Source organism: Pigmentiphaga litoralis (genome assembly GCF_014651835.1).
GTDB lineage: Bacteria > Pseudomonadota > Gammaproteobacteria > Burkholderiales > Burkholderiaceae_B > Pigmentiphaga > Pigmentiphaga litoralis.
Window position 1 is genome coordinate 621459 of record NZ_BMXQ01000001.1, and the last position, 21740, is coordinate 643198.

Annotated in this window: 17 protein-coding genes; 9 read left to right on the forward strand and 8 right to left on the reverse strand. The window is 65.6% G+C overall.

Features of this window, described 5'->3' with window-relative positions:
• The first annotated feature begins 52 nt into the window (after window positions 1–52).
• Complete coding sequence (locus IE116_RS02610; protein WP_189609503.1) at window positions 53–541, forward strand: GlcG/HbpS family heme-binding protein; 489 nt, start codon at window positions 53–55, stop codon at window positions 539–541.
• A gap of 114 nt (window positions 542–655) precedes the next feature.
• Here IE116_RS02610 and IE116_RS02615 read toward each other — a convergent pair whose 3' ends face one another.
• The 4 genes from IE116_RS02615 to IE116_RS02630 form a co-directional block, all read right to left on the reverse strand.
• Window positions 656–1174 carry a TPM domain-containing protein gene (locus IE116_RS02615; RefSeq protein ID WP_189609504.1) on the reverse strand — a complete coding sequence of 173 codons (519 nt, stop codon included), beginning with the start codon at window positions 1172–1174 and terminating at the stop codon, window positions 656–658.
• Complete coding sequence (locus IE116_RS02620; RefSeq protein WP_189609506.1) at window positions 1155–2021, reverse strand: TPM domain-containing protein; 867 nt, start codon at window positions 2019–2021, stop codon at window positions 1155–1157. The genes IE116_RS02615 and IE116_RS02620 overlap by 20 nt, the downstream gene beginning before the upstream one ends.
• A 44-nt stretch (window positions 2022–2065) precedes the next feature.
• Window positions 2066–2689 (reverse strand): LemA family protein, encoded by a 624-nt coding sequence (locus IE116_RS02625; RefSeq protein ID WP_189609508.1) that lies wholly within the window; start codon window positions 2687–2689, stop codon window positions 2066–2068.
• 112 nt (window positions 2690–2801) lie between these two features.
• Entirely contained in the window at window positions 2802–3092 is a 291-nt protein-coding gene (locus IE116_RS02630; protein ID WP_189609509.1) for a hypothetical protein, read from the reverse strand.
• 204 nt (window positions 3093–3296) lie between these two features.
• Between IE116_RS02630 and IE116_RS02635 the strand changes: the two genes are divergently transcribed.
• The 8 genes from IE116_RS02635 to IE116_RS02670 all read left to right on the forward strand — a co-directional run bounded on the left by IE116_RS02635 (window position 3297) and on the right by IE116_RS02670 (window position 18335).
• A complete protein-coding gene (locus IE116_RS02635; RefSeq protein ID WP_189609512.1) occupies window positions 3297–8930 on the forward strand; it encodes a DUF3320 domain-containing protein in 5634 nt (1877 codons plus the stop codon).
• Entirely contained in the window at window positions 8927–9328 is a 402-nt protein-coding gene (locus IE116_RS02640; RefSeq protein WP_189609513.1) for a hypothetical protein, read from the forward strand. Before IE116_RS02635 ends, IE116_RS02640 begins: the two co-directional genes overlap by 4 nt.
• A gap of 142 nt (window positions 9329–9470) precedes the next feature.
• Window positions 9471–11699 (forward strand): NADP-dependent isocitrate dehydrogenase, encoded by a 2229-nt coding sequence (locus IE116_RS02645; RefSeq protein WP_189609515.1) that lies wholly within the window; start codon window positions 9471–9473, stop codon window positions 11697–11699.
• Between the two features lie 188 nt (window positions 11700–11887).
• Entirely contained in the window at window positions 11888–12361 is a 474-nt protein-coding gene (locus IE116_RS02650; RefSeq protein ID WP_189609517.1) for a hypothetical protein, read from the forward strand.
• Window positions 12362–12526: 165 nt separating this feature from the next.
• Window positions 12527–14710: a TonB-dependent siderophore receptor gene (locus IE116_RS02655; protein ID WP_189609518.1), complete on the forward strand. Its 2184-nt coding sequence runs from the start codon at window positions 12527–12529 to the stop codon at window positions 14708–14710.
• Between the two features lie 9 nt (window positions 14711–14719).
• Window positions 14720–15490 (forward strand): ABC transporter ATP-binding protein, encoded by a 771-nt coding sequence (locus IE116_RS02660; RefSeq protein WP_373302930.1) that lies wholly within the window; start codon window positions 14720–14722, stop codon window positions 15488–15490.
• Window positions 15472–16956, forward strand: a complete 1485-nt coding sequence (locus IE116_RS02665) for a DUF3526 domain-containing protein (RefSeq protein WP_189609519.1) — start codon at window positions 15472–15474, stop codon at window positions 16954–16956. Before IE116_RS02660 ends, IE116_RS02665 begins: the two co-directional genes overlap by 19 nt.
• Window positions 16953–18335, forward strand: coding sequence for an ABC transporter permease (locus IE116_RS02670; RefSeq protein WP_189609520.1), 1383 nt, complete (start codon window positions 16953–16955; stop codon window positions 18333–18335). Before IE116_RS02665 ends, IE116_RS02670 begins: the two co-directional genes overlap by 4 nt.
• A gap of 7 nt (window positions 18336–18342) precedes the next feature.
• Here IE116_RS02670 and IE116_RS02675 read toward each other — a convergent pair whose 3' ends face one another.
• The 4 genes from IE116_RS02675 to IE116_RS02690 all read right to left on the reverse strand — a co-directional run bounded on the left by IE116_RS02675 (window position 18343) and on the right by IE116_RS02690 (window position 21737).
• Window positions 18343–18777, reverse strand: coding sequence for a pyridoxamine 5'-phosphate oxidase family protein (locus IE116_RS02675; protein WP_189609521.1), 435 nt, complete (start codon window positions 18775–18777; stop codon window positions 18343–18345).
• Window positions 18778–18959: 182 nt separating this feature from the next.
• The gene (locus tag IE116_RS02680) at window positions 18960–19202 is read right to left on the reverse strand and encodes a hypothetical protein (RefSeq protein ID WP_189609522.1); all 243 of its coding nucleotides are present in this window, start codon (window positions 19200–19202) and stop codon (window positions 18960–18962) included.
• A gap of 82 nt (window positions 19203–19284) precedes the next feature.
• Window positions 19285–20304 carry a tripartite tricarboxylate transporter substrate binding protein gene (locus IE116_RS02685; RefSeq protein WP_189609523.1) on the reverse strand — a complete coding sequence of 340 codons (1020 nt, stop codon included), beginning with the start codon at window positions 20302–20304 and terminating at the stop codon, window positions 19285–19287.
• A gap of 74 nt (window positions 20305–20378) precedes the next feature.
• On the reverse strand, window positions 20379–21737 hold the full coding sequence (locus IE116_RS02690; RefSeq protein WP_189609524.1) for an aromatic ring-hydroxylating oxygenase subunit alpha: 1359 nt from the start codon (window positions 21735–21737) through the stop codon (window positions 20379–20381).
• Between the last annotated feature and the right edge of the window lie 3 nt (window positions 21738–21740).

Consider the following 21740-nt stretch of genomic DNA (forward strand, 5'->3'; position numbering starts at 1 on the left):
GGTACAGTTCTCCCATGGCCGGATGACCGGTCACGCAACCCCGGAGACCCCCATGAAAGCCACTCAACGCATTGCCGCCATCGCCCTTGCCGCCACGCCATTGTTCGCCTCGGCGCAACTGCTGCAGGAACGGAACGTACCGGCCACCATCGCCACCGAGATCGCGCATGCCGCCCTGAACGCCTGCGCCCAGCGCGGCTTCAACGTCAGTGCTGCGGTCGTGGATCGGGCTGGCGTGCTGCGCGTGCTGGTCCGTGCCGACAACGCCGGTCCGCATACCGTTGATGGCGCCCGGATGAAGGCCTACACGTCCTCGTCGTCGCGTGCCCCGACACTGACCATGCAGGAAAACTCGCAGAAGAACCCGGTTGCGCAACACCTGTCCGACATCCCTGGCTTTCTGCTGCTTGGCGGCGGGGTGCCCATCCGTGTGGGTAACGAAGTGGTCGGCGCGGTCGGTGTCGCTGGCGCGCCGTCGGGCGTCATCGACGGCGAATGCGGTGCCGCCGGCATCGAATCCGTCAAGGCCAAGCTGATGTAAGGCCGGACCGCGCATCGGTAACGATGCGCCATGGAAAAAAGGGGATGCCATTGTCAGTGGCATCCCCTTGTTTATGGCGCGGTGTTCGTGCGCAGATCGATCACGCAAAGACGATCAGATGAAGACGGGCCGATCCGGGAGCCGGTTGGGGTCGGACGCTGCGTCACCCGATGCGACATCCCCCGCGGGCAGCGCGGCTTTCAACGCCGCCTCGATCGTATCGATGCCGGTTTCCAGCGTTCCGATGTAATCGCCGCGCCGAAAGCCTTCCTGGATGGTGTGGCACACGCCATCCCAGGTCGCATCCGGCACGTCGATGCCCCGATCGGCAATCAGTTCGATGCATCGGTTGCCCAGGGCGATGTACAGCAGCATGCCCGTGCGCTGGGGCGTATCCCACACGCGTTGACGGCCAAAGACTTCAAGTGCCCGGGTAGCGCCATCGGGCACGTGATCGGGCAGATGCGTCTCAAGCACGACCAGCAATTCGCCAGGGTGATGTGTCTCGCTTTCTGCGATCGCGACAGCCAGCCGGTCGAGCGCCGCCGCGTTGAAATGCCGGGACCGGCGCCAATGGCCGCTGACGAGCGGCCAGCCGCAAGCGCGGGCGAACTTACCAACTGCCGGATGCACCGCCGCCTCCACTGCGGCCACCGCCGCCTGAGAACCCACCACCGCCGCCGCCGAAGCCGCCGCCCCCACCGCCAAGACCTCCACCAAAGCCGCCACCGAAGCCGCCGCCGAACCCACCGCGGCCCAGGCCACGGCGGGACATCGTGCGGGCGCCGCCACCTGGCAGGAAGCCCTTGCCGACCACGCTGCAGATGACGCCCAGCACGCCGCCGAGCAATACAAACAGCAGCGATCCGGTGAACATGAAGCCTGCCACCGCGCCGAGCAAGGCCGCAGCCCAGACCGGCAGCATGATCAACACCAGCCCCGCGCCAAACAGGATGGCGGTCGGGATCCCACGCACGGTTTCGGCGGCATTGGCCTTGGCCCGTTCAACGGGCGGCAACGCCTCGCCCTGGACCAGGCCAATCAACGCGTTCACGCCGGCCTCGACACCGCCGGCGAAATCGCCTTCCCGAAAGCGCGGGGTGACCTGCTCGCGAATGATGCGGCTGGCCTGCGCATCGGGCACGGCGCCTTCCAGGCCATAGCCGACTTCGATCCGCAGGGTGCGATCGTTCTTGGCGATCACGAACAGCACGCCGTCTTCTGCCTGCTTGCGGCCCAGCTTCCAGGCGTCGAACACGCGAACGGCGTATTGCTCGATCGCTTCGCCGTCGGTCGTCGGCACCATCAGCACCGCGATCTGCGCGCCTTTTTCTTCCTCCAGGGCCTGCATCTTTGCTTCGAGTCGCGCGATCGCTGCGGCATCCAGCGTGCCGGTCTGGTCGGTCACGCGCCGTTCGAGCTTCGGCACGGCGGTCTCGGCGGCGTGCGTGAGGCCAGGCGGCAGCAGGGCGCCAACCATGACCATCACGCACAGGCAGAGCCCATGCCATAGACGGGCCGGGTTCATCGCGCCGGGGCCGGCGCAGGACGGGCGCCGCCACCAAAGTCGACTGCGGGCGGCCGCGAAATGGCGGCCTCGTTTTCAACCGCAAAGTTCGCCTTCGGCTTGTAGCCCATGACCTTGGCGGTGATGGCGCCGGGGAACTGGCGGATCAGGACGTTGTATTCCTCAACCGATTTCACGTAGCGATTGCGGGCCACGGCGATACGGTTTTCCGTTCCTTCCAGTTGCGCCTGCAGGTCGCGAAACAGTCCATCGGCCTTCAGCTGCGGATAGTTTTCGGTCACCACCAGCAGGCGGGACAGGGCCGAACTGAGTTCGCCTTGTGCCTGCTGGAAGCGTTGCACCTGCGCCGGATCATCCAGCTGCTCGGCCGTGATGTTGGTCGAGCCGACGCGCGCGCGGGCTTCGGTCACGCGGGTCAGCACGGCCTCTTCGTGGCTGGCGTACCCCTTCACGGTGCTGACAAGGTTCGGGATCAGATCGGCGCGGCGTTGATACTGGTTCAATACTTCGGACCACGCAGCCTTGACCTTTTCGTCAGAGGCCTGCATGGCGTTGTAGCCGCATCCGGTCAGGGTCGCGGCAAAGAACGAAAGCATAAAGAGGGATAACAGTCGCTTCATGATGACGGCTCACTGGGGGCGGGGCGTTCCATTACAGCAGGTTTCCTCTTGAGCAAGCATTTAACCGTCCGTCGGGGGCGTTACGTGCGTTACGCAATGTCAGCGCCAGGCATCAGCCACGGTTGGGATGGGGCGTTGGTTGCTCGAACAGGGAACGGAAGCGGGGCAGGGCGCCGACGATGTCGGCGCTATAGATTTCGACTCCTGGATTGTCGGGGTCGAACAGCACGATGCCGTCCTTGGTCGTCAGCGCCCAAGGATGATCGGTGTCGCGCATTTGTGGCCATTTGTCGGACACGGGCTGCAGGCCGTGCATCACGCCATGGAACCAGGTCGTGCCGATCTTGACGACCAGCGGGCGGCCAAGGAAATCGGGCCATGAGTCGTACCGTTGCAATGCCATGCTGGGTTCGCCTGGGGCGGATGACCGACGGATTCTGCACGAATCTGCCCTGCGCGATTATCCGTAAGTATCCTTAAGACCGCCTGGTGTAGTTCCCCTCCTGGTCGCCCAGATGGCAGACTGGCTCGCGATACACTGGGCGCCGTTCCCGACGCTGGCAGAATCCATGATTGCCCCGGGTGCAGTCTTCATCGAAGGTCATCCATGTCCGTCACACCTCCCTCCTTGTTCCAGAGCAGCCTGACGCCCGAGCTCAAGCTCGAGCGCGCGCGGCTCGAACTGCTGGACCTGTCTGCCCGCAACCGTCTGCTGAACGTGCCCAAGTTTTCCAAGACAGCCAAGACGGTGGACGTGGTGGGAGAGAAGACGGCCGAGGTGTTCCGTCTCCTGGTGCGCGAGACCAAATCCTTCAGTTTCGTGGCCGGCCGGCCCGACCGGCCCGAGCGCGGCGAGGCGCAGGAAGGCGAGGGCACCGATGAGGAAGGCCAGTGGTCGGCCGATTACGACGTGACGCCGGAAGATGCGGAACTCGACGCGCGCGGCGTCATGCGCCGCCATGCGGACACCCGTCTGCAGACACGCATGACCCCGAAAGGCCTGCAAAAGCGCCTGCTGGACATGTATCACGACGCCCGCACGCTGGAAGAAGAGCAGGGCGTCAACATCCTGTTTCTGGCGCTGGGTACGCTGAAATGGGTCGACCCCAAGAACAAGGACAATGCGCGCCACGCGCCCTTGCTGCTGGTGCCGGTGACCCTGGAGCGGGCCAAGGCGGGCGAGCGTTTTTCGCTGCGGGCGCGTCAGGAAGAAATCACGTCCAACCTGTCGCTTGAAGCCTGGCTCGATCGTGAGCATGGACTCGCCATGCCGCCTTTCGATGCGACCGACGACTTCAATCCGGTGACCTATCTGGCGGCCGTGGCCCAGGCCGTCTCGACCAAGGCAGGTTGGCAGGTCGAGCCCGATGACATCGTGCTGGGCTTTTTTTCATTCGCCAAATTCCTGATGTATCGGGACCTGGACCCGGCCAATTGGCCCGACCAGGGCATCCTGAACCAGCCGGTGGTGCGGTCCCTGCTGGGCGATGGATTCGAAAGCGACGGCGAGTCGGTGTCGGACGACGTCGCCATCGACGATCTGATTCCGCCGGCCGACATGCTGCACATCGTCGATGCGGACAGCTCGCAAACCCTGGCGATCCATGACGTGCGCAAGGGCCGCAACCTGGTGATCCAGGGACCACCGGGCACGGGCAAGTCGCAGACCATTGCGAACGTAATCGCGGCGGCGGTGGCCGACGGCAAAACGGTGCTGTTCGTTGCCGAAAAGATGGCGGCGCTGGAAGTCGTGAAGCGCCGGCTCGACAGTGCGGGGGTGGGTGATGCCTGCCTGGAACTGCATAGCAACAAGGCCAACAAGCGTGCGCTGCTGCAGGAATTGCGGCGCACCTGGGAACTGGGCGCCCCGCGTGCCGACTTCCCGAGCAATGTGGTGACGCGGCTGCAGGCCGCGCGCGATGGGCTGAACAGCCACGTGACGCGCATGCACACGCCGCTTGAACCGTCCGCCCTGTCGCCGTTCGATGTCGTAGGCCAGATGGTGCGCTTGCGGCGCGAGGGTCAGCGCCCGGTGGACCTGCAACTGGAAGGCGCAACGACCTGGACGCCTGATGACGTGCGCGACCGCGCGCGGCTGGTGCACGAACTGAGTCAGCGTATCGATGACATCGGAAGGCCCGCCACGCATCCGTGGTACGGCATCGGGCTGGACATGGTGTTGCCGACCCTGGTCGAACGCCTGACGCCGCGCCTGCAGGATCTGGCCGACCGGATGAACCGGTTGCAGGCCAACGTGCGTGAACTGGAAAATGCGCTGGCGCTCGACCCGGCAGTCACGTCATTCGATGACACCCGGCGATTGACCGACAAGGCCGAACTGCTGGCGACCGTGCCGGCTTTCCTGTCCGCGGATGCCTTGTCCTCCACGGTGTGGGACGACCGCTCGGCCGACGTTCGTGCCGTGCTCGAGCAGGGCCAGGCGTATGCGGAACAGGAAGCCGCTCTGCGGCCGATGCTGCAGGCTGGCGCGATCACGCGTGACGATCTGCGTCCTTTGCAGGAAGGGCTGTCTGCCTTGCCGGCGGGATTCCCGCTGGATGCCATTGCCGCCGCGCGCGAGGTGGTGGCAATGCTGCCGCGTCTGGTCCTTGAAGCGCAGCGCCTGGCCGCTGAACTCGGCAGCGCCGCGAACACGGATACCTTTGCGGCCATCGCCCGTCTGGCCACGACCGCCGAGCGCGTCGCCAAGGCCCCGGACGCCAGTCCCGAAGCCTTTGCCGCGACGGTGTGGAGCCACGGCGTCGAGCAGGCCAACGACCTGGCCCAGGCGGTAGCGACCCTGGAACACAGCCGCGCCGCCATTGGCGAGCAGTTGCTGGATACCGCCTGGACAACCGACGTTGCTGCCGCGCGCCAGGCGCTTGCGACCCATACCGGCATGTTCAAGATGCTCAACGGTGATTGGCGCAAGGCGCGGGCGCTGGCCCGGTCATTGGTCCGTGACCCGCAGTTGCCGGTGTCCGATATCGTCGGCTTGTTCGATGTTCTGCTGCGTGGGCAGGCCGCGGCCGGGCGCATCCGGGCCGATCACAGTTTCGGGCTGTCGGCATTCGGCGGCGACTGGCGCGGTGAACGCTCCACGAGTGCGCCATTGCTGGCCCTGGTCGAGTGGATGCGCACCCTGCAAGGCCTGGGGGACGAACCGCGCCTGCTGGCTGGCCGGCTTGCCGAACGGTCTGCCGTCGGCGCCCGCGCCGCGCAATTGCGCCAGTTGATCGAGCAGGCCCGGCCTGCCATGCAGCAGCTGGGCCAGGCCTATGCCACGAGTGTGGCCGACGCGTTCGATGGCGCTGCCACGCTGGACCATGCCAGTCTGGCGGTCGTCGGGCAACGCGCGGCAACCTTGGTCCAGACCGATGATCTGTCGCGGCAATGGTTCGTGGACCCGCCGCAGGACCTGGGCGCGCGCAACGCGTTGGTGGACCGGTTGGCCACCTTGCACGCCGCCCACGCTGCCATCGCCGCGCACGCCGAGCTGGGCGCTGCCGCGTTCGCTGACGCATGGCATGCGCAGGCATCGGATTGGTCCCAACTATTGAGCGGGTACGCGTGGATCACCACCCACGGCGATCTGCGCCACGTTGCCGCCGCGCAGCCAGACCGCCAGATGCTGGTCCGGACTGCGCAACAGGAGAGCGCGGCCGCTGCCTCGGTGGCCGACGCCTTCGGCACCATCCTGGCCGAACTGAAGGCGGACCCGGCTGTAGTGCTAAATGCGCCGCAGGTCCGTCAGGCCCGGCTGGACACGGTTGCTGGCAAATTGACGAGCTGGCTCGCCAACACCGAACAGCTGTCCAAATGGGTGGCCTATCGCGAGCGTGCGGATACGGCGCGTCAAGCGGGGCTGGCCGCGTTGGCCGACCGGCTGGCCGATGGCGGCCTGGCGCCCAATGACGCTGGCACGACCTTCGACATGGCTTATCACGAAGCCATCCTTGGCGAGATGATCGCGCAGGCGCCGGACCTGGGCCGGTTCGATGGCGCGCTGCACAGCCGCCATGTGCAGGAATTTGCCAACCTGGATCGTGAACGTATTGCCGGCGCCCGCATCCAGGTCGCCAGCGCGCACTACCGCCGCATTCCGCCCCGCGACGGCGGCATCGGCGCAGTGGGCGTGCTGCGGGCCGAGATGGCCAAGCGCCGCGCCCACTTGCCGATCCGGCAACTGGTGCTCAAGGCCGGTCCGGCCATCCAGGCGCTCAAGCCCGTCATGATGATGAGCCCCTTGTCGGTGGCGCAGTTCCTGTCGCCGGGCAGTCTGACGTTCGACCTGCTGGTGATGGACGAAGCCAGTCAGATCCAGCCCGTCGATGCGATGGGGGCCATTGCCCGGTGCAAGCAGGTCGTGGTGGTGGGTGACGAGCGCCAGTTGCCGCCCACCAAGTTCTTTTCCAAGATCACCGAGTCGCAGACCGACGATGAAGACGACGACACCCAGGTGTCCGACATCGAGAGCATCCTCGGCCTGTTCACCGCGCGCGGGCTGCCCCAGCGCATGCTGCGCTGGCATTACCGCAGCCGTCATCAATCATTGATCGCGATCTCGAACACGCAGTTCTACGAGAACAAGCTGTACATCGTTCCGAGTCCCTATACGCAAGAAGCCGGCATGGGGCTGCGGTTCCATCATGTGCCCGAGGGCGTGTTCGATTCGGGCGGCAGTGGGGCCAACGTGATCGAAGCGCGCGTGGTGGCCGCGGCCATCCTGGCGCATGCGCAGCAGTCGCCCGAGCTGTCCCTGGGCGTGGCGACGTTTTCCGTATCCCAGCGCAAGGCCATCACCGATGAGCTGGAAACCTTGCGGCGCGCCCATCCCGGAACCGAAGGGTTCTTTGGCGGACACCCGAGCGAACCCTTTTTTGTGAAGAACCTGGAAAACGTCCAGGGCGACGAACGCGACGTGATCATGATCTCGGTCGGTTACGCACGGAACACGCAGGGCAACCTGACGATGCGCTTCGGCCCCCTGGGCGCTGAGGGCGGCGAGCGCCGCCTGAATGTGCTGATCAGCCGGGCCAAGCGGCGCTGTGACGTGTTCGCGTCGATCACCGACGAGGACATCGATCTGGAACGTGCCAAGGGCAAGGGTGTCTTTGCGTTCAAGCTGTTCCTGCATTACGCGCGCACCGGCCGGCTGGACCTGGGGCAGAACACCGCCCGCGACGCCCAGCACGTGTTCGAAGCCCAGGTGGCAACGGCCCTGCAGGCCAGGGGGTACCAGGTCCACCCGCGGGTCGGGATCGCCGGTATCTTCATCGACCTGGCCGTAGCCGACGCTGCCTATCCTGGCCGCTACCTGCTGGGCATCGAATGCGATGGCACGGCCTACCGGTCGGCCCGTTCGGCGCGGGACCGCGACCGGCTCCGCCAGTCGGTCCTTGAAGATCATGGCTGGCGGGTGCATCGCATCTGGAGCGTCGATTGGTTCCAGCGGCCGCAGGAACAACTGGATCGGGTGGTCGCCGCCATCGAGGCCGTCAAGGCCGAACTGGCGGACGATGCGGCACGGATTGCGTCTGCCCAGGCATCTGGCCAGGGCAATACTCCGGCCGGTCAGAGCGCCGGCACAGTGCCGCGCCGCGCCGTTCCGGTCGACATCGTGACGGTGGATCGCGGCGACATGACGGCGATCGGGCTGGTGGATTCCCTGGACGCTACGTCGCCTGACGCCATCTATGTCGAAGCCACCCTGGATCGCCCCGGCTCCTGGGAATTGCATGACACGCCGGCCCGCGTGATGGCCGACCTGGTCAGGCAGGTGGTCGCGGTGGAATCGCCCGTGCACATCGATGAAGTCATTGTCCGGGTCCGCACGGCCTGGGGCCTGCAACGCGCCGGCGCCCGCATCGAAGCGGCCGTGGGGCAGGGCGTGCAGCAGGCCGTGGCCGACGGTGCGATCGAACGCGATGGCGATTTTCTGGTGCAGCCGGGCAAGGCGCCGGTGCTGCGCGATCGGCGCAACGCGCTGTCGGCCGGTCTGCGCAAGCCCGAAATGATTGCGCCGGCCGAGATTGCCGCGGGTATTGTCCAGGTCGTCGGCGATCACCTTGGCGCGGCCGACGAAGAGATCGTTCTGGCCGTCGCGCGCTTGCTCGGCTTCAAGTCGACCAGCGCGCCGCTGCGCAAGCTGCTGGCCGCGGGGATCGATGACCTGCTGGCCGATGGCGCCCTGGCGCGGCGCAACGCGCTGATCGTCTTGCAGGACCAGGCGGCTGCATGAGCCCGACCTTTCCGATCCGGACCGAATGTCCGCCTGGCGCCTGCGAATGCGACCGGGAACGCCTGCTGGCGGATCCCGAGGCAGACCTGCGCGTGCTGATGCTGACCAAGGAAGAAGAAAAGAAGCTGGTGGCGCGGCTGGAAAACCTGGCGGACCTGGCCGAACTGCGGCGGTTCGAGGAACGGCTGCGGGCCCAGCTGGGCATCGTCATCCGGGTCGAGCCGGGCGCCCGTGAAGTGCGCACGGCCCGCGGGATCGCCATCGAAGTCGAAGCGCGCCCCGGCCTCTGCCGCAAGACACGCCAGACGATTCCCGCCGCGATCCGGCGGTCGCTCGAAAAGAACCCCGAGATCGTCTATGCGCTGCTGAACGCCCGCGACCTGCTCGGCGACGCATGATTTACCGGGCGACCCAAGCGGGTGCTTCTGTTGGAAGCCCCATATCGTCTAATATCTAAGGCGGTGCGTTTTCGTGCGGCGCTTCAAGCGCGCGAAGGCAGACAAGTTTTGCTATCCCTGAAATGCAGCGAGGTTAGAGACAGTGGCTACTACATCCAAAATCATTTACACGCTTACCGACGAGGCTCCCGCACTGGCGACCTATTCGCTGTTGCCGATCGTCAAGGCGTTCACCCGCTCGTCGGGCATCGCCGTGGAAACGCGCGACATCTCGCTGGCCGGCCGCATCATCTCCGCCTTCCCCGACTTCCTCGACGAATCGCAAAAGATCGGCGCGGCCCTGGCGGAACTCGGTGAACTGGCCACGAAGCCCGAAGCCAACATCATCAAGCTGCCCAACATCAGCGCCTCGATTCCGCAGCTCAAGGCCGCGATCAAGGAACTGCAGGACCAGGGCTACAAGCTGCCGAGCTACCCCGACGACGCCAAGTCCGACGCCGACAAGGACGTCAAGGCCCGCTACGACAAGATCAAGGGCAGCGCGGTCAACCCCGTGCTGCGTGAAGGCAATTCGGACCGCCGCGCACCGCTGTCGGTCAAGAACTACGCCCGCAAGCATCCGCACAAGATGGGCGCCTGGAGCTCGGACTCCAAGGCCCACGTTGCGCACATGGACCAGGGCGATTTCTACGGTAGCGAAAAGTCGGCCCTGATCGGCGACGCCGGCTCCGTCAAGATCGAACTGACTGCCGCCGACGGCACCAAGACCGTACTGAAGGAAAAGACGGCGGTGAAGGCCGGCGAAATCATCGATGCGTCGGTGATGAGCAAGCAGGCGCTGACAAGCTTCATCGAAGCGCAGATCGCCGATGCCAAGGCCAAGAACGTGTTGTTCTCGGTTCACCTGAAGGCCACCATGATGAAGGTCTCCGACCCGATCATCTTCGGCACGGTCGTCTCGGTGTTCTACAAGGACGTGCTGACCAAGTACGCCGACGCGCTCAAGCAGGCCGGTTTCGACCCCAACAACGGGATCGGTGACCTGTACGCCAAGCTCAAGTCGCTGCCTGCCGATACGCAAGCCGCGATCGAGGCCGACATGAAGGCGCTGTACGAAAGCCGTCCGCAGCTGGCCATGGTCAACTCCGACAAGGGCATCACCAGCCTGCACGTGCCAAGCGACGTGATCGTCGACGCGTCGATGCCTGCCATGATTCGCGAGTCGGGCAAGATGTGGGATGCCGAAGGCAAGCTGCAGGACGCCAAGGCCGTGATTCCCGATCGTTGCTACGCCGGCATCTACCAGGCCACCATCGACGACTGCAAAAAGAACGGTCCGTTCGATCCGGTCACCATGGGCAGCGTGCCGAACGTGGGCCTGATGGCCCAGGCCGCCGAAGAATACGGTTCGCACGACAAGACCTTCCAGATCCCGACCGGCGGCACCGTGACCGTCACCGACACGTCGGGCAAGGTCCTGCTCGAGCAGAAAGTGGAAGAGGGCGACCTCTGGCGCATGTGCCAGACCAAGGACGCGCCGATCCAGGACTGGGTCAAGCTGGCCGTCAACCGTGCCCGCGCGACCGGCGTTCCCGCCATTTTCTGGCTGGACAAGAACCGCGCCCACGACGCGCAGATCATTGCCAAGGTCAACCAGTACCTGAAAGACCACGACACCAATGGCCTGGACATCCAGATCATGTCGCCGGTCGAAGCCACGCAATTCTCGATCGACCGCATCCGCCAGGGCAAGGACACGATCTCGGTCACCGGCAACGTGCTGCGCGACTACCTGACCGACCTGTTCCCGATCCTGGAAGTCGGCACCAGCGCCAAGATGCTGTCCATCGTTCCGCTGATGGCCGGTGGCGGCCTGTTCGAAACCGGCGCGGGCGGCTCGGCTCCCAAGCACGTGCAGCAGTTCGTCGAAGAAGGTTTCCTGCGTTGGGACTCGCTGGGTGAATTCCTGGCGCTGGCCGCGTCGCTTGAACACCTTGGCAACGCTTACGGCAACCCCAAGGCCAACGTGCTGGCCAAGACGCTGGACCAGGCAACCGGCAAGTTCCTGGACGAAGACAAGTCGCCGTCGCGCAAGGTCGGCGGTCTGGACAACCGTGGCAGCCACTTCTACCTGGGCCTGTACTGGGCACAGGCGCTGGCTGCGCAAACGGAAGACAAGGACCTGCAGCAGCAATTCGCGAGCGTCGCCAAGGAGCTGGAAGGCAACGAAGCGAAGATCCTGGAAGAGTTGACAGCTGCCCAAGGCAAGCCTGTGCAGATCGGCGGTTACTACCGTCCGGATGCCGCGCTGACCGAAAAGGCCATGCGCCCCAGCGCCACCCTGAACGCCACGATCGACGCCATTCAGTAAGACGCGTCAGTTTGTGAACGGGTAAGACAAGGCCGCCGAAAGGCGGCTTTGTCATTGGTGGACGGACAAAAAGGCGCTGTCAGAAACCTGCAACCCGATTGCGTTAGGCTTACAATGCAATATAGTTGCACCTTCGCGCCGCGCACGAGCGGGGCTCGCGATCGCGCGTTCAGGCTTTCAGGTCGTCCATGCCGTTTTTCCGCCAGTTCATCGCTTATCTGATGATTGCCGTGTTCTTCAACACCGCGATCGGCGTGCCCCTGCACGCGGCGGAACATGTGAAGAATGCGGGCGCGGCAAGGCAGGCGGACATGCGCGCGGCCGGGCAGGGCGCGGGACAGGTTGCTGCCCAGGCGGCAGCGCAAGCCGCCGCGTCAGCCCCGTCCTCGTCCGAACTGGCCGAGCTGACCACCCTGTTCGCGCAAGACGCCTCGGAGGTGCCCGGTCGCCATACACCCGACACGCGGCCCGACGCGCATACCGCTGCCGAATCCTGCGCCGTTTGCGCGTCGCTGAACTTGCTTGTGACGGCCTTTGTGATCTGGCCCATGGCGCCGCCCGTCGTGCCGGCTGCCTTTGCTGTTCCTTCTTCCTACGTCTCCCCCGCATTCGCCGCAGCAGGGCAGTGGCCCTTCGCTGCTCGCGATCCTCCGCGCGCCTGATCTTCCTGCGTGCTGGCCCCGGCCACGCACCGCGTCCTGCCGCCTGCACGATCCGACCTGGTTCCGTCCTGTCCCCATGACGGCGCCGACGTCGTGCAGACCTTTCCTGCCATGCCCCAGACCGTTGCTTCACGCCGGCGCGGGGCCGCATTCTCGAGCCTTGCCATGTCCACGTCCACTTCCACGGCGATCTTCGCCCCGGTCCCGCTCGCACTCGCCCTGAGCGCCCTCTGGGCATTCCAACCCGCCGCCGCCCAAACGCCCGCCGACCCCTCGACCGCGCAGACGTCCGAAGCCCCCGTCGGTGTGCTGCTGCCGACGGTCGAGGTCGTTGGCGGTGGCGCGACCGGTGGCACCTACCAGCCCGACGACGTGCGCGCGGCCAAGACCGACCTGCCGCTGCGCGAGCTGCCGCAGTCGGTGCGCATCATGTCGCGCGAAACGTTGGACGACCTGGGCGCTACCCGCCTGGACGACGTGATCGAAACCGTGGCGGGTGTTTCCCGGCAACACAACTTTGGCGGCCTGTGGGACAACGTCGCGATTCGCGGCCTGCCCGGCAACGAGAACACCGGGTCGGCGACCTTGCTGAATGGCTTTGCAGGCAACCGCGGCTTCAACGCGCCGCGCGACCTGGCGGGGGTCGAGCGGATCGAATTCCTGAAGGGACCGGCGGCCGCCTTGTACGGCAGCAGCGAACCGGGCGGCACGCTTAACATCGTGTCCAAACGCCCCCGGTGGACGGCCGCCAATGCCATCGACACGCAGGTGAGCAGCCAGGGGTTCGCGCGCGGCGCGCTCGACAGCACCGGGCCGCTCAGCAGCTCGGTGGCCTACCGCCTTAACGTCGCGGCTGAAGGCGGCAACACCTTTCGCGACCACGTCAACAGCAACCGGCAGGTGTTCGCGCCGGCGCTGACCTGGAAGCTGAGCAACGACACGATGCTGGAATACGTGGGCGAAGTGCTGCGCCATTCTGCGAACCTGGATCGCGGGGTCGTTGCGGTCAACAACCGGCTGGGCGCCATTCCACGGTCGCGTTTTCTGGGCGAGCCGTCGGACGGCCGCATGACGGTCAAGAACCAGGCCCACCAGCTCGTGCTGTCGCATCAGTGGAATGACAGCTGGCGCAGCCGTGTCGGCCTGTCGTACCGCGACACGTCGCTCGACGGCTTTTCGACGGAAGCCAGCAGCCTGTCGGCCAGCGGCATCCTCAACCGGCAACGGCGCTTTCGCAACTATCAGTCGCACGATGTGGGGGTGCAGGCCGAAGTGCAGGGCAACGTCAGCACGGGCGTCCTCAAGCATGACTTGCTGATCGGCGTCGAGACCTTCCACTACAACATGGACACGCTGGCGCTGCGCGCCAACCCGACAGCCGCCGCGCCGTACGCCATCGACATCTACCAGCCTGTCTATGGCCAGCCGCAGCCCGTGCCAGCGCCCAACACGGCCACATTGGAACGCCAGCGCGGCACGGCCCTGTACCTGCAAGATGCCATCGAGCTGGCGCCCCAGTGGCGGCTGCTGGGCGGTGTACGTGTCGACACGACGCGGCAGTCGCTGCTCAATCGCCGCAGCGGCATCACGACCTCGCAAGACCCGACCGCGACGTCACCCAAGCTGGGTGTCAGCTGGCTGCCGAATCGGCAGTGGACGGTGTATGCGAATGCGGGCACGTCGTTCCGGCCCAATGCCGGCGCCGATTTCCAGACCCGCAGTTTCAAGCCGGAGGAAGGCCGCGCCATGGAACTGGGAAGCAAGTGGGAAAACGCGGACCAGACGCTGGGCGCGACCGCATCGCTGTTCGACATCCGCAAACGCAACGTCCTGACGGGCGACCCGGGTAATCCAGGCTTTTCGATTTCGGCCGGCGAGGTGCGCAGCCGCGGCTTCGAGGCCGAGGCGAACGGCCAGGTCTCGCGCCACTGGCGCATCAACGCGAGTCTGGCGGTGACCGACGTCGAAGTCCGACAAGACAATACGCTGGAAGTCGGCGGCCGGCTGCTGAACACGCCTGCCGTGACTGCCAGTGTGCTGACGATGTACGAAGACGTGCTGGCCAACGGCGACCGTTATGGTCTGGGCGGCGGCGTGACCCACGTCGGCAAGCGGTTGGGTGAAGCGCGGACGCAGGCCCAGGCTGACCGAGGCGAAGCTGCCTTCATGCTGCCGGCCTATACCGTGGCCCGGCTCAGCGCCTACTGGCGCCTGAACCCCAAGATGCGGCTGTCGGTTGACGTTCACAACCTGTTCGACAAGACGACGTACGTCAGTTCGTACAACCGCCTGTGGGTGGCGCCGGGCGCGTCGCGCACCGTCATCGTCGGCCTTCATGCCAACTTCTAAGGAGACGCCATGAACGCGCTGCTTCAAGCCGCCATGCCCCGCCGTGGCAAGCCCGTGCTGGAAGCCCGGGCCGTGACCGCGGGCTATCGTGACAAGACCATTCTTCACGGCCTGGACCTGGCCGTGCATGCCGGCGAAATCTACGCGCTGCTCGGCGGGAATGGCGCAGGCAAGACCACCACGCTCAGCCTGATGCTGGGCCTGATCGCGCCGACCTCCGGTTCCCTGAACGTAAACGGCGCCGACCCCTCCACCGATCCGGGAAGCGCACGGCGTCACCTGGCGTATATCCCCGAAAACGTCGCGTTGTACGAACACCTGACAGCGCGCGAAAACCTGGCCTACCTGCTTGATCTGGCCCGCCAGCAAGACGCGCATGCCGCCATCGAACCGGCCCTGTCCGCGGCCGGCCTCGCGTCATCGGCCTGGGACCGTCGGGTGACCGGGTTCTCCAAAGGCATGCGGCAGAAAGTCGCGATCGCACTCGCGTTGGCGCGGCGCGTGCCCGCCTTGCTGCTGGACGAGCCGACGTCAGGCCTGGATCCGCAGGCCACGGCCGAATTCCATGCCGCCCTCGCCGTGCTGCGCGAGCGGGGTGTTGCGATGCTGATGGTGACGCACGACCTGCTGAGTGCGGCCGACGTAGCGGACCGCATCGGCTTTCTGGCATCGGGGCGCCTGACCGAGGTCGTCAGTTCCGCAGGTGCGGAACGGTTCGATGTGCGCGCGCTGTATCGCCGCTATACCGCCGGGAGCGAGCCATGCGCGTCGTCGTCCTGATCGCCCGCGACGCCTGGCGGCACATGCTGCGGGACCGCGTGGCCGTGATCGGAGCGCTGCTGTTGCTGGCGTTGACGGTGATCGCCGCCGCGACGTCGTATGAACGGCAACGCGACGCCACGGCCCAGCGCGAGCGCTACCAGGCAAACGTGGATCAACAGTTCGATGCCCAGCCCGACCGGCATCCCCATCGCATGGTGCATTACGGCCAATTCGTGTTCCGGCCCTTGAGCCCGCTTGCGGGATTCGACAGCGGCATCGATGCCTACACCGGCACCATGATCTTCCTGGAAGGGCATCGGCAGAACACCGCCAACTTCGGCGATGCACGGCAATCGTCGTCCTTGTTGCGGTTCGGCCAGCTGACGCCCGCGTTTGTCCTGCAGACGCTGGCGCCCCTGCTGCTGGTGTTTCTCGGCTTCGGCCTGGTGGCGCGCGAGCGGGCATCGGGCACCTTGCGCATCCTGATCACGCAAGGGGTCAGTGGCCGGCAGGTGGTCGCGGGCAAGGCCCTGGCCTTGCTTGGCGCGGCTGCTGTCGTTCTGCTGCCCGGTGCGCTGGCGCTTGCCGTGCTGGCTTTTGGTAATGCCCAGGCCATGCTGTCGGCGGGCCTGCTCGTGGCGGGCTATGCCGGATGGCTGGCCGTGTGGGCGCTGGTCATCGTGGCCGTTTCCACCGTGTGCGCACTGCCCCGCGACGCTTTGATGGTTTTGCTGGCCGTGTGGGTCACGGTGGTCATCCTGCTCCCGCGCCTGGGCGCGGCGTGGGCCGACGCCCGTGTGCCATTGGCAACCCGCTTCGAGACCGACATTGCCATCGCGCGCGATCTGGCGGCCATCGGCGACAGCCATCGGCCGGACGATCCCCACTTTGCACGCTTCAAGGCAGACGTGCTCAAACGTTACGGTGTCACCCGGCTTGAAGATCTTCCCGTCAACTATCGCGGCCTGGTCGGCATGGAAGGCGAGCGCCTGACCAGTGCGCTGTTTGACCGGTACGCCACGGCGTCCTTCGAGCGCCAGGCGGCCCAGAGCGCCACGGTCGACAGCCTGGCATGGCTTGCGCCAACGCTGGCGGTGCGCCGCCTGTCGATGACGCTGACGCAAACCGATCTGCCGAGCTATCGGCGTTTTGTTGACCAGGCCGAGGCGTATCGCTACCGGCTCGTGCAATCGCTGAACCAGCTGCAGGCCGAAAAAGTGGACTACACCAGTGAACGCAAAGGCGCCGAGTCGATGCGTATTGCGCAGTCGCATTGGGAAAGCATTCCCGACTTTGCCTTTGTGGCGGAAGACCCGCAAGCCGTGATCGCGCGGGCAGGGCAGCCGGCAATCGTTCTGCTGGCGTGGCTGCTGGTGGCCGTTGGCGCGCTGGCCCCGGCCGCAAGAACGCTGGATCGTCGCGCAGGCGCATCGCGTTTCGTGCGAGCGCCGGACGCAACCGCAACGCCGGAGGCCGCATCATGAGCATGCTCAAACACGAATGGCGCTTGCTGATGCGGTCGCGGCTGACGGCAGTGGCCTTGCTGCTGTTGCTCGTGCTGACCGCATTGGCGGTTGGCGCAGGCATCGCACAGGTGCGAAGCGAAGCGGCGACTGTCGCGCGGCTCACGGCAATGCATGACGCCGCGGCATCGGCCGCGCGGGACCCGACCCATGCCGGTGATGCAGGCTACGTCGCCTACTACACCTTCTTTCCTACCTGGCAGTCGCCGTCGGCTGCAAGCTTCCTGGCCACCGGCATGCGAGACGTGTCTCCGTATGTGCTGCGGGTCAGGGCACTCGCGTTGCAGAGTCAGCTGCACGATGGCGAGACCTTGAACCCTGACATTGCGGTACTGGGCAGGTTCGACCTGGCGTTCGTGCTGACCTACCTGGCGCCCCTGTTCGTGATCGCGCTCCTGCACGACCTGGTGTCCGACGAACGACAATCCGGGCGCCTACGCCTGCTGCTGACCATGCCGGGACCGGTGGCCACGCTGTGGTGGCGGCGCGCCGCGTTGCGCTACCTCGCCTTGTTTGCGTGCATCGCCGTGCCCGTGATCATAGGCAGCGGGATACAAGGGCTGAGCGCGCCGGCGCTGGCCGCGGTACTGGGGGTGGTCGCGACCTACCTGGCGTTCTGGGTCGGCCTTGCGCTGATCGTCGGGTCGCGACCCTGGCGGCCCGCGACCCATGCCATCGCATTGATGGGCTTGTGGGCAGTCCTGACCCTCGTCTTACCCGGTCTGGCAAATCTTGCATCCTCCCGCGCCGCACCCGTTGCCCAGGGGATAGACCTCACGTTGACGCAGCGCGAGCACATCAACGCCGCCTGGGACCGGCCCCGCAACGAGACAATGCAGGCCTTCATTGCCTCGCACCGGCAATGGGCCGGCACCGCGCCCTTACCCGAGCGCTTCCACTGGAAGTGGTATCTGGCGTTTCACCAGCTGGGGGACGAAGCCGTGGCGAAGAATGCACAGGCCTATCGGAAAGGACTGCTGACGCGTCAGGCCTGGTCCGAACATCTGGGCTGGGTCCTGCCGGGTGTCGGCCTGCAGGTCGCATTGCAGCGCCTTGCAGACACCGATCTGCGCGCACAACTTGCCTATCAGGACCGGATCACCGCCTTCCACGACCGCTTGCGGGCGTTCTACTACCCGTTCGTCTTCAATGATGTCCGGTTCACGAAAGAAGACGTGTCACGGCTTCCGCGCTTTGAGGAACCCCGTGACGCCAACCTGACATCAGAAAGACAAAATGCCGCGACCCCCGCGCCACCTGGGTGGGCACGGGTCGCGGCATCCGGACTGCTGATGCTGCTGCTGGGCGGACTGGCCGTCCGCCGCGTCAGGCTGGATTAGCCAGGCGTCAGACCTTGATCTCGCCGTCGTCCTCGCCATCCCAATAGTGGATGCGCGAGGCGTGCACCTTGATCATCACCACGCCCGGGGTATCGATGCCGTCTTCAAACCAGCGGTCCAGTTCCTTGGTCCAGTGCGCCTCGAACTCGGCCTTGTCGCGAATCAATTCCGCTTTGCCTTCGACGCCGATGAAAATCGGCGGCTTCCCCAGCAGACCCTTGCTGCCGCTGAACGACAGACCCACCTGCGGGTCCCGCTTGATGTCGTCCACCATCCGCGATTTTTCCCAGGTGAAATAATAGGAATCGCCTTCATATTCCACGTCGCCGTTGTTGCTCATGGGACGAGCCGCAATCTCGCCGCCTTCGGCGCGGGTATTGAGCATCGCGAAATCGATGCCTTGCATCTTCTTCGACAGGTCGGACAGGGTCCATTCAGACATGGCAACTCCACGAGGGGTGGCGCACTGCGGCAGGACGCCGCGGCAGCCGTTGATCGGTGGTCCGCAGCACGAAGCGCGTCTTGACATGATTCGTGCTGGACCTGGCTTGCTGATCAGCAAGCGCCGCTCCCGGAGGCAAGGTCCGCGAGGCCCGGCCTTGTGTTGAAGAATTGTCCTGCAGCTCAGTGCTTCCCTCGCCCCGGCTTGCCCCTTGACGCAGCCGCAGCCGCCACCCGTTGTTCGTACAAGGCTTCGGCATCCTTGACCGCGTTGGCGACCGTGCGCAGTTCGGGATTGTCGTCGTGGGGGACGAAGTAGTCCGCGGCTTGCGCGCGGACGACGCATTTGATGGCGGCCGATTCGGTCAGGTCGTGGTTTTCGGTCAGCAGGGTGGTGACTTCGTCCAGATATTCTTCGTAGGTCATGCGGCGGCTCGTGAGGCGATGATGGCGGGAGTGCAATGGCGCCATTATCGGTCATCGCGGTGCGACCGGCCTCACGCCTGGCTTATTCCTGCAATTCGATGCGCGCGTCGCGGATGATTTTGGACCACTGCGCCGTCTCGTCGCTCACGCGCTGCTGAAAGGCGGCGGGGTCGGACGCCACGATTTCCATGCCAAGGTCTTCGACCTTCTGCTTCACGGCGGGCTGCGCCATGACGGCGGAGGCGTCGCGCTGGACTTTCGCCACGATGTCGGCGGGCGTGCCGGCCGGCGCGATCATGCCAATGAAAGCCTGCACCTCAAATCCCGGGAACTGCTCGGCGACCGCTTCGTATTCCTTGTAGGGCGCAGATCGCGTGGCGCCGGTGGTGGCCAGCAGCTTCATGCGACCGGCCTTGACGTTGGGCATCAACGAGAACAGGGGGTCGATCATGAGCATGACGCGGCCGCCGATCACGTCGGTGTGGGCAGGCGAGCTGCCTTTGTAGGGCACATGGGCCAGTTCGACGCCGGCGCGGCGCGCCAGCAATTCACCCGCCAGGTGCGACGTGCCGCCGGTGCCCGGGCTGGCGAAGGTGACTGCGCCCGGATTGCGTTTGGCGTACGCGATCATTTCCGACAGCGTGTTGAAGGGTGCGTTGGGCGTCGCGGCGATCGCCAACGGGACGCGGATCAGCTGGGTGATGGCGACAAGATCTTCGTTCCGGTACATCATCTTTTTCTGGAGGCTCGGGTTGATTACATAGGCCGAGTTGATGATGCCGAGGGTCTGCCCATCCGGCGTGGCGCGTGCGGTCGCGGCCACGCCAAGCATGGTGCTTGCACCCGGTTTGTAGTCGACGACAACGGGGGCTTTCCAGGTCTCGGCCAACTGCTGGCTGACAATGCGCGCCAGGATGTCGGTGGGGCCGCCCGGGGGGAAGGGGACGATCATGGTAACCGGGCCGCGCGGATAGTCGCGGGCCGACGGGCCGGCGGGGCTGGCCGCCAAGGAAGCGGTGCTGGTCAGGGTGAGGGTCAGCAGAGCCGCGGCGGCAAGCGGGCCCGCGCGGTGCAGCAGTGTGGTCAGAGTAATCGTGGACATCGAGGTCTCCTCGGTGGAAAGCAGGTCGTTGTTGTTGTCGTTGTTGTGGCGGCGGGAGCTGGCGCAGCCGCGATTCAAGCGGGCTGGTGCTGCGTGAGCAGGCGGCGCCACTCGCGGTACGCGTCGTGAAAGCAGGTCTCGTCGCCCAGCGCCCGCGACCCCAGGCTCCACTCGGCATCGTGCAGCGCCAACTCTTCGGCGTGCTTGTTGGTGGTTGGGGCGCCTTCCGGGTTCAGTCCGCGCAGATGGCCGGCGGTCCATCCTGCGGCCATGGCCTTGAAACCGGCCTGGCTGTGTTCGTAGATGACGTTGTCGTCGGGTGTTGCGAGGCCGCTCGGATTGAAGAAGTCTTCGTAGTCGCGGATCCGCGCGGCGCGCAGGTCGGCGTCTTCGCCGGCCGGAGCAAGGCAGTGCGTGTGCATCTCGGTCTTGTCGACGGCCAGCGGATGGAGCACCCGCAACATGACGCTGGTGACGTTGTCCACGATCTGCAGGTTCGGGAAGATGGTCAGGTTGCGGGCGGACGCGGCCCATTTGGCGCGTGTCTCGGAGATGTCGGCCACGTAGCCGGCGCGGCGCCGCGCCAGCAGCTCGGGCGACGCCCGGCTCTTGCCGCGCCACATCACGGCGTGGCCGCGCCCGAAGCTGAACGTGCCTTGTTCGGCGGCATCGGCAGGCGAGGGGGGCATGCCGCCCGCAAATGCGTCGGGCTTGCGGCGCCCGAGCAGTTCGACATACGACGCGTGCGTGGACGCAAAGTGGTACATGTCCAGCGAGTTCTCGATCTGCAGCTTCCAGTTGGCGTCGAAGGTGTAGTGGATCTCGCCGGGTACATACTCCAGGCCCTGCGGGGCCTGGTCCAGGATCAGGTCCAGAAAGAACCTGGCTTCGCCAAGGTGGGTTTCCAGCGGTGGCACGTTGGGGGACAGGCTGGCGAACAGAAAACCCCGGTAGTTGCCAAAGCGCGCAACAGGCGCCAGGTCATGGTTGTCCTTGGCAAACCAGGCGGGGTAGCGTCCCTCGGCCTGATCGGTCACGAACATGTTTTCACCGCCGCTGCCGTAGACCCAGCCGTGGTAACGGCAGGTGTGGGTCTTGCGATTGCCGCTGCGTTGCGGGCAGACGACCATGCCGCGATGCCGGCACGAGTTCAGCAGACATCGGATTTCTCCGTCGCCGTTGCGGCTCACGATCACCGGCTGGCGGCCCACGGTCACGGTAAAGAAGTCATGGGGGCGCGGCAGCTGGCTTTCCAGACCGACAAATACCCAGGTGGATTCGAAAATATCCTGCTGTTCACGTTCGAAAACCTGCGGGTCGACGTAGGCATCGCGATGGACGCGGAAGACCTGGTCGGCGGGGCGATCGTCGAGCAGCCGGCCGATATCGAGCGGTGTCGGGGAAGGGGAGGTTCGGGTACAGGAGTCGGTCATCGG